A 12,510-nucleotide genomic window follows, 5' to 3' on the forward strand; every position below is an offset into this window, starting at 1 on the left:
GGATCTCGACAAAAAGCTCATGCGGTACATACGTCAATACAATAAGCAGGCACTCCCATTGAAATGGAAGTACTCCGATCCATCGCGGAGAATCCGGTGCAATTCATCTGGTTCAACGGACTAGGAGACGCGAGAAATGACAGCTAGCATTCAACGATTTGATTTTCCCGCCCCACATCATAATTGAGCGGATGGCCAAGTGCGGAATAACCGACGGTCGCTTGTTGAAGGCGTCCTGTATGGTCCAGCAAAGTGGTGTACTCGGGGCGGTAATGGCCGAAGTCCCGGTGCTGCACCGATAACGCCGACGATCAGCGGCTGATAGCAAATTCGCTGGCACGCGCGACGGTCTTCGCAACGTTGTCCCCGACAGGCGATCGGGTGAAACAGGGGCATACGCAAATTACCGATATGATGCACGAACTTGAACATGGCAACGTACGTGGAACGTCGCGAGGGCAGTAAGGCGCAGGCGCGAAACTTGACGTGGGCACCTGAGTTTCTGAGACCTTCTTCCAAATTCTGCGGCCGCAGTCTAGTTCTCTGCACGGGTAAACGATCACGTATCGCTGATTGCGCATCGACAGAGCCTCGATTTTGCTGAAACCTTCAGAAGGCTGAGGGCTTTTGATGGTGCAAAACGGTCCTCTTCGAGGCGCCATTGCGCGCGGTCGTACGCTAAAATCTTCCGTGAGGAAGAGACTGCGTCACGTCGGGAACAGATATCTGACAACCTGTTGTCTAGTTTCTTCAATCTCTATTACGTCTGTAATCAGGCCATTAGCCTTCAACAGATTGGGATTCTGGATCTCGTCCGATAGCTTCCGCATCGTGTCTCTAGTAGCGCCGTCAGCGCCAGATATCACTTTGCTCATTGTCTCTGGACTAAAAACGCCGATGTGTGCCTGCGGATACGCCAGCACGGCTATTGGATCGAATCCGGGACCGCTCATCGCATACACACCGCCGGTGTAGGCTTTTCGGACGACGAGCAGTAGCTTAGGCACGTGGCATCTGACATGTGCTCTGAACAACTCCGCCGCTGCCAAAAATATGCCGCTATTTTCAGCTTCCCTGCCTATCATGAACCCGGGAATGTCGGCAAGGAAGATGATTGGCATGCTGGTTTTTGCAGCAATGTTTATCATTTTTGCCATCTTGGCCGCGGATTTTCGGTGGATGGCGCCGCTACTGAATCGCGGGTTGTTTGCCACGATCGCCGCGAAATGTCCCTTGACGCGCGCATAGCCTGTCAATGCTTCTTGTGCGTATTCGGCGTTTGTCTCAGTGAAGCTGCCTTTGTCGACAAAAGAGAGCAGCAAATGATGCATGTCGTAGGGTGTGCGGTGATCGGGTGGAATCAGATTTTCAAAATCGACTGCATCGGGTTCCTGATATTCGAGCATGGCCGGCGCCTTGTCTTTGACGAGGCAGCGCAGAAAATCTCTTACGCATTCGAATAGACGGCGTTCATCTTCGAACGCGAGATGAACTGACCCTGAGCCCCTGCAGTGAACGTCTGTTCCGCCAAGCGAATACAGATCCGACTGCTCAGCCAGCATCGCCTTCACCATATCCGGACGGCCCATACATAGGGCCCCTTTGCTAGTCATCAACACCAGATCGGCGAGCATGATCGGAAGAGCCAATGGGCCTGACGTCGGTCCAAGTATTGCTGAGATCAGCAGATTGGTCTCTGCTAACTCTGCGAGCGACGCGCTGACCCTGCCCATACCTATTGGAGACAAAAGCAATCTCGACATATCCGATGAAATTACCTTCGTTGTATCGAAACTGCCCACCTCTCCCGGATGATCCTGTATGTAGATCAACGGAGCCCGCTGGTCCCGGGCCTGAGTCACTGTGCTTATGATTTGCTCGGCGGTGCGCCATTGTCCGGTTGCCTTGAACATACAGTCTTGACCACGATTCATGACCAGAAACGACTTGACCGAATTGATCAGTCCCTCGCCGCAGAGGAAGTGGGATTCCGCTTTTGGATCATGGTCCACAAAGCTACCCGCGTCAAAAAGCATGCTTATTCTTTGCAACGAAATCTGCATGAAGTGTTTACCTCGGAGCGGTGTGTGATCGTTTGGAAGTCCAGCGCCAGCGCGGCGGAAAGTCGCGTACGCTACGAAGCAAGAATCTCTTCCGCAGCGGCTGCCATCAGGAGGAGCCGGCGGTCTTGGCCGCGTGCGGCATCAAGGCTCAATCCCACGGGTAATGCATCGTTCGGCGCTACAGGCAAGGTAATGGAGGGCATTGCGACATTGCTGGCGAGGTCGGTGTTCCGAATCACGTCGGCGAACAGTCCTGGACGCTCCGCATCGCTAACGTGAGGAATGGTGAGCGGGACAGTGGGATAAGCGAGAAAATCGATCCCTCGAGCGTTGAGCAGCGCATTCATTTGCAGCCGCAAGGCGCTAACGTTCTGCACTGCGGCGGAATAGTCTTTTGCGGAGATCAGATTTCCGTCAAGTTGTTGATGAATGATGCTCCTTACGCGCTTGTCATGGATGTTCTCGAACACAGCATTAACCCTGCTTCCCCATCCAAGCGAGAGCAGTGCGCGTGGAAAGTCCGTAAAAAATTCGTAAACCGGAATGGTAAAAGTGCCGAACTTACTTAATTCGGAAACAACTGCGTCATCGAGGTCGACGCACTGAAATCCTGCGCGAGTGAGACGCCTGATCGCCCGCCAGCAGTGATCCAGAACGTCATCATCCACGTCGTTCCACATGGAGTTTGGAAGACCGATTCGGCAGCGAGTATCTGTTTGTTTTGACGGGATTTGTCTATCGGAACTCAGCAAGTCATACAGAAACAAAGCGTCTTTCGCTGTCCGCGTCAGGAGGCCCGGTGAGTCCTTCGTGCGTGAAACCGGAATGATTCCGGTTGAAGACCACCGGCCACTTGTTGGTCTGAAACCCGCTATGCCGCAAAAGGCCGCGGGTATCCTCACCGAGCCACCAGTGTCGGTTCCGATCGCCATCGGGACAATACCGGCTGCCACAGCTGCGGCGCAGCCACCGCTGCTTCCGCCGGACAAATGGCCCGGAGCCACCGGATTACCCACGGTTCCCCAATGAGGATTGACGGACGTGATTCCAAAGCTCAGTTCATGCATGTTGTTCTTGCCGGCGACGACGGCGCCGAGAGATTTGAGTTTTCTGACCAAAAGTGCGTCGCGAGTGGCTATACAATCTTCCATGCCCGGTGTCCCGGCGGTTACAGGGAGTCCCTTGACGCAGATATTGTCTTTTGTAGAAAAAGGAATGCCGTAGAGTGGCGCACCTCTCAGAGTGTCATTCGCTCTCGCAAAGTGCGCCTCCGGGCTGCGAGCACGTATGAAACAGTTTAGATGCGTCTGGCGAGCGTCAGCGTTCAGTGCGTGGTCCCGGATTTCTTCCGCTATAACTGCTCCCGACCTTACGAGGTCGCAAAGCGATTCAAGAGTGTTTTGAAAATACATAAATTTTTGCAGGTGGGAGGTCTGAGCGCGCGATTTTAGTAGCAGTAGGCACTGCGTATTTCGTCAAGAGGGTTGCCAGGTAAAAGATCTCCGCCGACGCTACGTATAACGGCGCATGCGCTGTTGATCGCTGTCTGCACGGCTCCCTCAATCCACCCACCGGTGAAAGAACAGCCGCATCCTGCCAGGTAGAGCCCTGTATCGCTTGCTGGATCGTTTGCCGTCTGGAATTGAAAAAACAGACGCTGCGAATAGACATCCTCACCTGGGTAGTTGAGCTTGAAGGCGCCGCACGAATGAGGATCGGTTAGCCAGTCATGGTGGAGGACGCAGTGTTCATAGTCCTCATCTGCAGGGATTAGGTGACGCGCAAGTTCTGGATGGAAGGTAGACAGGTCGTCGACTAAGCACTCGCACCGCTCTCTTTTGTCTGAAACACTCAACAACTTATGAGCGTCGTCCTCCCAAGTATAGCTGAGCAAAACCACACCCCGGCCATCTGGGTTGTGAGGTTCGTAGTCAAGGCAGTATACGCCTCGTGCGAAGCTGTCAGACTGGATGGTGACGGGAAGTTTCTTGTTTATCCAGAACTTGTCTCGGGTGAGCATGAAGAGCTTTGACGATCCGGTCAGATGGGTTTCTCTGACCGCTCTTGATACGTCGCGGCTGAGAAAGGTTTCGTCATCTGTCAAGCCATGAACCATCTGCATCGCCCTGTTGTTGCTGGTGACGATCAACCGGTCAAACGTCGCAATTTCTTCTTCGTCGGTCATGAGCTTGATCTCTGCACCTTCCTTGTAGATGCGACCGACGCCGCTAAAGCGAACCCGTTCGGCGACCGTGCTTCCACAAATATTCTCGCCTGCAATGCGTTCAGACAACGTTGAAATTCCACACGAGACGAGGCGTTGATCGTCCATGTAACCGTTAATGACGAGACGCAGAATCTCGGTGAATCCGGCCTGAAAGACAGGAAGAAAACCACCCGAGCCAATCCCAAGAGATCCAAACAATTCGAAGTCGTATGGTCTTTCCCACGCAGTACCTCCAGGTGGGCAAGGACCCGTGAAAATGGTGATCATGGCGGCATAGAACGAACTGTCGCGAAATAAATCCAGCCATCTTTGCCACGCGGCGCGTGCCTCTCTAAAACGCTGTGCTTTCAACATCGCCGTAATTTCGGCCGGCGCGACGAGAGATATGCCGTTGATCACGCATCCATCCCGCAGAAGGGCTCTCCAGCCTTCGTGTACACGCCTGAATAGAGGCGGCGGCGGATCTCCGGCCGGCCAAATATGGCGAACGCCCCGATAATGCAGCTCCGTATTAACGACTCCAGGGTCGGGGAACGATGCTGTGGTGGGAATATCGTACCGGTCAAGGTAATGAAAAAGACCGGTCGAACTTGGAGGAAACCGCATTGCGCCCATTTCGGCGATGAGATGTGGGTGCTCCGAGTCAAACGCCTGTGACCACAACCTGCCGCCAATCCGATCGCGAGCTTCAAACACAGTGACGTCGCCTATACCTGCTCGCATTAGTTCGCTAGCAGCAAGAAGGCCGCTGATGCCTGCCCCCACGATAGCAACGCGTGGACTTTCGATATTCGAGGAAAGCGTCCCGATTGCCCCTGCAGATGCGCCCCGCTCCAAAAACGGAGCATAGTCATACAGCAAATCGACGGTCGGCGATAGGCCTTTAGAAGGCAAAACGCAGTTTTTCATGGATTCTCTCCTGTAATGGCAATGCATCGAGGCGAAAGTCGATGATGGCGGGGAAGTGACGCACGAATCTCGATAGAACAGGTCGAGATCCATATATCGATGCTGATAACGTTTTGCTACATCAGTAGAAAAATGACGCACTGGGATATCTATGCAATCGACGATAGCAATCCGCCGTGGCGAAATCAAACAAGTAAAATTGATGTCTATAGCAATCTGACGCGTGCTATGGATCGTTGTGTCGATAGTGTGAAAATGGAGATGCTATACCTGAGATCCGACAATGTGCTCTGGGTCAACCTTAGGCGCGCTGACAACGATGGACTTTGCATCGGGTCAGAAACCTCGTCGCGCTCGTGCGTTTGCGTCGGGTCACGACCCCAGCACCTTGATCCATGTGCCATTGCAAGCGTGTGACGCTTCATTGTTCTCTTGTCCATCTCATTGCCTGTGAGCTCAATAGCGCTCGACGAGCACGACCGGTGGGCCTTCCAGCGTTGGCTTCCGTAACCGCAGAAGGGTGGGTTAGGCGTGCTCGACGAAATCCAAAGCCAAGCAGCGCATCGCTTGTCCTCACGCGGCAATCATGCTGACGCACGGGTGCCGGGGAGTGCGTATTTTGAATAGACGAAGACATCGCTACTGCACAGATGGACAACCAGGTCATGACTGGTCTTTTGGCGTCCCTTGATGATTTGCACCCAGCAACATATACATTGCCGGTACGACGAACAGTGTGAACGCAGTGCCGATCGATAGTCCGGTGAAGATCACTAGGCCCATTGCGTTGCGGCCTGCTGCGCCCGCGCCCGAGGCGACGACTAAGGGCAGTACGCCGAGCACCATGGCGACCGTCGTCATGAGGATCGGGCGTAAGCGTGCACCTGCCGCTTCCTCCAAGGCTTCTCGCTTGCCGCGGCCCACGCGCTGAAGCTGGTTTGCGAACTGCACGACAAGAATCGCATGTTTGCTGACGAGCCCCATGAGCGTGACAAGTCCAACCTGCGTATAGATGTTGAGCGTCGAAAAGCCGGCATTGATGAAGACGAGAGCACCGAAGAGCGCCATCGGGACGGACACCAAAATGACCAGGGCATCGCGGAAGCTTTCGAATTGCGCTGAAAGCGCAAGGAACACGATAATCGTCGCGAACATGAGCGTGACCAGGAAGTTACCGGACTCTTGCATGAACTGGCGCGATAGCCCTGCGTAGTCGGTGTTGTAACCTGCCGGAGCTGCGTCGGTCGTGGACTTACGAAGGAAGTCGAGAACTTCGCCCTGGGAGACGCTAGGTGAGATCACAGCGGAGATCGTTGCCGCATTGAGTTGCTGGAACCGATTGATCGATTCGGGGACGACCGCTTGCTTCAGGTGCGCAACCGTCGACGCCGGAATCATGCTGCCGTCCGGCGTCCGCAAGTAATAGTCGAGTACCTGTGACGGATTCAGTCGATCTATTTGCTGGACTTGCGGAATCACCTTGTATGAGCGGCCAGCGATCGAGAAGTAGTTTGCGTAGTTACCGCCGAGTGCAGCGCCTAGCGCCTGTCCTACATCGCTTTGCGTGAGGCCGAGTGACGCGATCTTGTCGCGGTCAACTATGACGACCGTTTCTGGCTTGTCGATCCTTAGATCGCTATCGACAAAGAGAAACATGCCACTTGCACGCGCTTTCTGGAGTACGTCTTTCGCCACCTCGTCGAGATTCTCGAAGGGCTCTGTCGTGCTGATCACGAATTGCACGGGGAAACCCTGTGCGCCCGGCAAAGGCGGGAACTGGAACGCGGCGACACGAGCACCAGCAATGCCATTCCACCTCTGCTGGAGCTCCTGTTGTAGATCGGTTGCGCCTCTTTTCCGCTTGTCCCAAGTCTTGAAGAGCACGCCGCCGAAGCCCTGATTCAACGTTGGCAGGCCAGTTAGCTGAAACATCTGGGCATACTCGGGCAAGCGCTTCGACATTTCTAATATCTGATCGGCGTATGTCTGCATTTGCTGGACTGTGGCATTCGGCGGGCCCTGGATCAGCGATAGGACGATGCCTTGGTCCTCCTGCGGCGCAAGCTCTGCCTGAGATGTTGAAAAGAGATACACGGTTCCGCAAAGCAGCATAACTCCCATGACGACGAACACGGAAGATGTGTCGAGGGCCGCGTGCAAGAGCCGCGCATAGCCGGTATGCACACGATCCAGCTGTCGATTGACGAAAACGGCGAAACGCCCGGACTCGTGCACGTTCTGGAAAATGCGCGAGCACATCATCGGCGACAGGGTTAGCGCAATCACGCCTGACACCGCGACGGCGCTCGCAAGGGTGAACGCAAATTCAGTGAAAAGGGTGCCTGTCAGGCCGCCCTGAAAGCCGATAGGCAGATATGCGGCGATCAGCACGGCGGTCATGGCCAGAATCGGGCCGCCAAGCTCGCGCGCGGCGGTTAGCGCGGCTTCCATGGGAGACTTGCCTTCATTCATGTGGCGGTCGACGTTCTCGACGACGATGATCGCATCGTCGACCACCAGCCCAATCGCGAGCACCATCGCGAGTAACGTCAACAGATTGATCGAGTAACCGAGCAACTGCATCATGAAGAACGTACCAATCAGCGAAAGCGGCATCGCGATCACGGGTACGATGACGGCGCGCAAGCGACCGAAGAAGAGGAAGATAACGGCCGTGACAATCAGCAACGCCTCGACGAGCGTCTTCACTACTTCATCAATCGCGCTGTTGATGAAGTCTGTCGCGTCGTAGACGATGTCACCAGCCATCCCCGTCGGGAACTGCTTCTGCAGATCGGGAAACACGGCTTTAACGCGTCTGGCCACATCGAGCACGTTTGCGTCAGGCGCTACCTTAATTCCGATAAACACAGAACGCTTGCCGCCAAATGCCACGCTGGAATCGTAATTGTCCGCGCCTAGCACGACATTGGCAACGTCCTCGAGACGCACTATCACTCCGTTCTTTTGTTTGACAGCCAGTTTCTGAAAGTCCTCCACCGAATGGACGTCGGTACGCGCGTTTAGACTGACGCTGGTCATCTGACCTTTTGTTGTGCCGAGTGTCGCGAGGTAGTTATTGTTGCCGAGTGCTGTGTAGACATCGGAAGCAGTGACATTATGTGCTGCGAGCTTGGTTGAATCGAGCCATGCGCGCAATGCGAACTGGCGACCGCCCAGTACTTCCGCGGTCTGCACGCCCTGAATGGAGTCGAGCTTCGGCTTCACGACGCGCAGCAGATAGTCGGTGACACTGTTGGGCGGCAGCACGTCGCTGTAGAAGCCCATATACATCGCGTCAGTGGTCTGACCCACCTGCATCGTCAGCACCGGCTGCTGGGCCTCGCGCGGCAACTGGTTACGCACTGACGCTATCTGTGTATTGATCTCGGTGAGTGCGCGGTTCGGATCATAATTCATGCGTAGTGTCGCGTTGATCGTCGACACGCCCGTGCTGCTTTTCGACGACATGTAGTCAATGCCCTGCACCTGGGCGATGGCGGCTTCCAGCGGCTGCGTGATAAACCCAGCCATTGTGTCGGCGCTCGCACCGTAATAGGAAGTGGTAAGCGTGACTACGCCCGTCTGGGTCTGAGGATATTCACTGACCTTCAGCGTGGAGAGCGAACGCAAGCCCAGTACGAGGATCAGCACGCTCAGTACTGACGCGAGGACCGGTCGGTTGAGAAAAATGTCGGTGAATTTCATCGGGAGGCCTTTCACTGCTCCTGAGGCGTCGGAGCAGGATTGTCCGCAGGCAGCACACGATTATTGATGATGAGCGGTGTGCCGTTCTGTAGCTTGAGCTGACCGCTCGTGACGACCTGCGCGCCTTCGTCGAGACCCCTCAGGATCGCCACCTGATCGCCGCGCGTGGGTCCCGGCGTCACGAATACCTGTTGCGCCACCGGCATCGTTTTACCGTGCGCGTTTTTGTGCTCGCTCGGTCTAATGACGAATACCGTTGCACCGTACGCATTGTGCGCGATCGCGGTTTGAGGCAAGGTCAGATAGCGCTGCTCGCTACTCACATCGATCTTCACGTTCGCGTACATGCCGGGCAACAGCTTGCGCTCGTGGTTGTCCAGCACCGCTTCGATCTGAACGTTGCGGGTCGCGTTGTCCACGCGCGGATTTATCGCGCGGACTTGGCCACTGAAGCTAAGGTTCGCAAATGTGCTTGTATTTACGGCGACGTGCTGTCCGGCCTCGAGTTGTCCCAGTTGCTCCTGGGGTAGGTGAAAGTCGACGTAAATGGGATCGACGACTTGCAGGGTAACAATTGCGTCCCCCGGGTTGATGTACTGGCCGGGATTAACGGTGGTGATCCCCACGCGTCCTGCGAAAGGTGCGCGAATGGTTTTCTTGGCGACGAGGGCAGCTTGCTGTTCGACTTGCGCCCGTTTGCTCTTCAGTTCGGCTGTGTCGGCATCCAACTGGGCTTTTGAGATGGCCTGAATGTCATACTGTGCCTTGTCGCGCGTGTAAACCGTTTGCGAAAGGTCCGCGGCAGCTTGTAGCGATGCGAGCTGTGCGCGATCAGAGTCGTCGTTGAGGCGCAGGAGAACCTGTCCGGCTTTCACCTCCTCACCGGAACTGAATTTGAGCTCGCGCACGAGGCCTGAGACTTCTGTCGTCACGTCGACGCCGTGCACCGCGCGCAGGCTGCCCGTGGCGGAAAGCTGTGGCTGCCAAGTCTGATAGCTGACCACAGCTGACGTGACCGTGGCGGCGGCCATGCCATCGCGCATCATGAACTTTTTAATCATATGCGCTTTGTAAAGATTGAAGCCGATGAGCGTGCCGAGCAGACTGCCCACGCAGATCAGCATGATGGTCATCCGTTTTCCTGTTGGTCTTTTCATCGTCATCGTAGTGTCCTTGCACGGCAAACTCACGACGCACAAGCGTCTTTGGCGCGTTACCCGTGAAACGTATGCGGCGCGTAGCAATCGTCATGAGCAATCACTGGGAGCGGGGGCCGGCGTTGGCATGCCCCTTCTCGTCATACGCCGTGTCATTCCACCAACCGCCACCCAGTGCCTGGAATAAAGCAGCTGTATCTGCATAGCGAGCTGCTTGCGCCTGCGCGAGATTCACGACGGCCTGCTGATATTGGCGCTGTGCGTCGAGCAGCGACAGATAGCTGACTCCGCCGACTCGAAACTGTCCGCGCGCCACATCCAGTGAACTGCTAGCCGAGCGCCAGGCGTCGGTTTGGGCGGCAAGAGCAGCCGCGTCGTGATCGAGTGCGCGCAACGTGTCCGCCACATCTTCGAACGCGAGCAGCACGACTTCCCGATATCGCGCGTTGGCCTCGTCAAAGGCGGCTTGCGCCGCCCTTTTTTTTGCGGTCAACTGCCCACCATGGAATATTGGTTGGGTGAGTCCCGCGCCGATGTTCCAGATCATGTCGGCATACTTCAGCATGCCAGCGGGCGTTAAAGACTGCGGGCCGTAATTCGCGGAGAGCATAAGTTGTGGATAGAGGTTTGCCGTGGCGACACCGACCTCGGCGCTCGCCTGGTGCAGCACGGCATCAGCGGCCAAAATATCCGGCCGCTGCCTGACCAGCGAGGAAGGCAGACTGACCGGCAAGGTTTGCGGTAGCGTGAACATCGACATCGTGAATTCGGACACACCTGTCTCGCTCGGTAATCTGCCCGAAAGCACGGCAAGCTGGTGCCGAGTCCGATCGAGCGACTGCCGCAGCAGCGGTAGCGTCGCCCGTGTTTGCGCGACTAACGTCTCTTCCGAGAGCACGGCAATCCGGTCCACGCCGCCGAACTCGAATTGCTTGCGCAAAACGCCAAGCTGCGTCTCCTCGTCGGCTACGATGTTCTCGGTCGCGCTGATCTGCTCACGCAGCGACGCTTCCTTGACGGCAGTCGTGACGATGTTTGCCGACAGTGCTAGGTAGGCGCCTTGCAGCTGAAAGCGCTCAAAATCGACCTGCGCGCCCAGCGATTCGAGCTCGCGCCGAACTCCACCAAACAGATCCAGATCATATGAAACACTTACTGATGTGTTGTATAGAGTCAGTATTTTGTTGACGTTGGGCTGCCCCAACGTCGCGCCGTTCAGCTTCTCACGTATCGCGTTGAGCTTGATATCGACAGAGGGGTAGAGTGCGCTGCCTGCTTGTGCGCTCAGATTCTCGGCGGCCTGGCGTAGCGCGGCACTGGCTGCTGCGATCGTTGGGCTATTTTTAAGTGCTTCGCTTATCAGCGTGTTGAGCGGCTCGCAGCGATAAAGCGTCCACCACTGAGCGGGCAGGTCGCCGCCGGCCGCAAACCGCTGCTCGAGACCCGCTTCGCCCTGCGACGAAGCCGTGCGATCAGGTAGAGGCGTTGCTGTGTAATGCTGAATCGCGGGTGGCGCTGGCGTGTGGTATTCTGGGCCGACCGTGCAGTCGGCCAGCGAGCCGAGCAGTGGAAACACTGCAGCGACTACTGCGGCACGCGTGACAACCCGGCCTGTTGTGCAGTGAAAAGCCACCGCGCACGATTGCGGATGCAAACGTGCACGACCGGAGCTGCAATGGACCTCGTCATTCATCTATCTATCTATCTACCTGGCTTGCGAGCGATGAGTGTTCTCAATTGTCGGATGCAGAACTCCCCCAGTTTCAACGGTGTTGCCGCGAAGCGTGTATGCAATCACGAATGATGGCAACGGTCAGAACTGTGGAGCCAATTCAGGACCATATCGGCACCTTCGTCGATGGACTTGCAACATGTGTCAATGAAGACGTCCGGATCCGTCGGCTCCTCATACGGGGAGTCGATGCCGGTGAAGCGCTGGATTGCGCCGCGCCTTGCCAGCCGATACAACCCTTTAGGGTCACGGGCCTCCGCCGCGGCTAAACTCGCGTGGACATGGATTTCGGCGAAATTACGGCGGCCCGCCGTAGAGCGGGCGAGTTCCCTATCGCGGCGGAACGGCGAGATGAGGCACACCAAAACAACGATGCCGGCGTCGGCCATTAATTTTGCGACCTCCGCGACGCGCCGTACGTTCTCGTGACGGTCTGCATCGGTAAAGCCAAGGTCTTTGCATAGACCGAGCCTGACGGAGTCGCCGTCAAGAATGTAGGTGAGTCGGCCAGCTGTATGGAGACGCGCCTCCACGGTGTCAGCGATAGCCGACTTTCCCGCAGCTGATAGGCCGGTAAACCAGAGAATGGCCGGCGTTTGCCGAAGCAAGCGTGCTCTTGCTTCCGGGGGAACCCGGAAGCCGTGCGCATACAACTCTAAAGTGGAAGGCTCATTCGCCATACTTGCCTACTTAGATCGGTCCGGTCGGGGTATG

General features: G+C 56.2%; 7 protein-coding genes and 1 pseudogene. 1 reads left to right on the top strand and 7 read right to left on the bottom strand.

Annotated elements, in window-relative coordinates; translation table 11 throughout:
• Nucleotides 1-124: pseudogene (locus AB4Y40_RS40675) on the top strand (IS630 family transposase); the annotation flags it as partial.
• 583 nt (nucleotides 125-707) lie between these two features.
• Here the strand turns inward: AB4Y40_RS40675 and AB4Y40_RS40680 are convergent.
• From AB4Y40_RS40680 to cysC, 7 genes are all read right to left on the bottom strand, one after another.
• Complete coding sequence (locus AB4Y40_RS40680) at nucleotides 708-2,063, bottom strand: carboxyl transferase domain-containing protein (RefSeq protein WP_368692662.1); 1,356 nt, start codon at nucleotides 2,061-2,063, stop codon at nucleotides 708-710.
• Nucleotides 2,064-2,134: 71 nt separating this feature from the next.
• Nucleotides 2,135-3,475: an amidase family protein gene (locus AB4Y40_RS40685; protein ID WP_368692663.1), complete on the bottom strand. Its 1,341-nt coding sequence runs from the start codon at nucleotides 3,473-3,475 to the stop codon at nucleotides 2,135-2,137.
• Nucleotides 3,476-3,510: 35 nt separating this feature from the next.
• Nucleotides 3,511-5,199 carry an NAD(P)/FAD-dependent oxidoreductase gene (locus AB4Y40_RS40690; RefSeq protein WP_368692664.1) on the bottom strand — a complete coding sequence of 563 codons (1,689 nt, stop codon included), beginning with the start codon at nucleotides 5,197-5,199 and terminating at the stop codon, nucleotides 3,511-3,513.
• A 663-nt stretch (nucleotides 5,200-5,862) separates the two neighbouring features.
• Nucleotides 5,863-8,907, bottom strand: coding sequence for an efflux RND transporter permease subunit (locus tag AB4Y40_RS40695; protein WP_368692665.1), 3,045 nt, complete (start codon nucleotides 8,905-8,907; stop codon nucleotides 5,863-5,865).
• Nucleotides 8,908-8,918: 11 nt separating this feature from the next.
• Complete coding sequence (locus AB4Y40_RS40700) at nucleotides 8,919-10,070, bottom strand: efflux RND transporter periplasmic adaptor subunit (RefSeq protein ID WP_368692666.1); 1,152 nt, start codon at nucleotides 10,068-10,070, stop codon at nucleotides 8,919-8,921.
• A gap of 94 nt (nucleotides 10,071-10,164) precedes the next feature.
• A complete protein-coding gene (locus tag AB4Y40_RS40705; protein ID WP_368692667.1) occupies nucleotides 10,165-11,757 on the bottom strand; it encodes an efflux transporter outer membrane subunit in 1,593 nt (530 codons plus the stop codon).
• A gap of 101 nt (nucleotides 11,758-11,858) precedes the next feature.
• Nucleotides 11,859-12,476 carry an adenylyl-sulfate kinase gene (gene cysC / locus AB4Y40_RS40710; RefSeq protein WP_368692668.1) on the bottom strand — a complete coding sequence of 206 codons (618 nt, stop codon included), beginning with the start codon at nucleotides 12,474-12,476 and terminating at the stop codon, nucleotides 11,859-11,861.
• Between the last annotated feature and the right edge of the window lie 34 nt (nucleotides 12,477-12,510).

The sequence above is a fragment of the Paraburkholderia sp. EG287B genome, from assembly GCF_040965595.1.
Classification (GTDB): Bacteria; Pseudomonadota; Gammaproteobacteria; order Burkholderiales; family Burkholderiaceae; genus Paraburkholderia.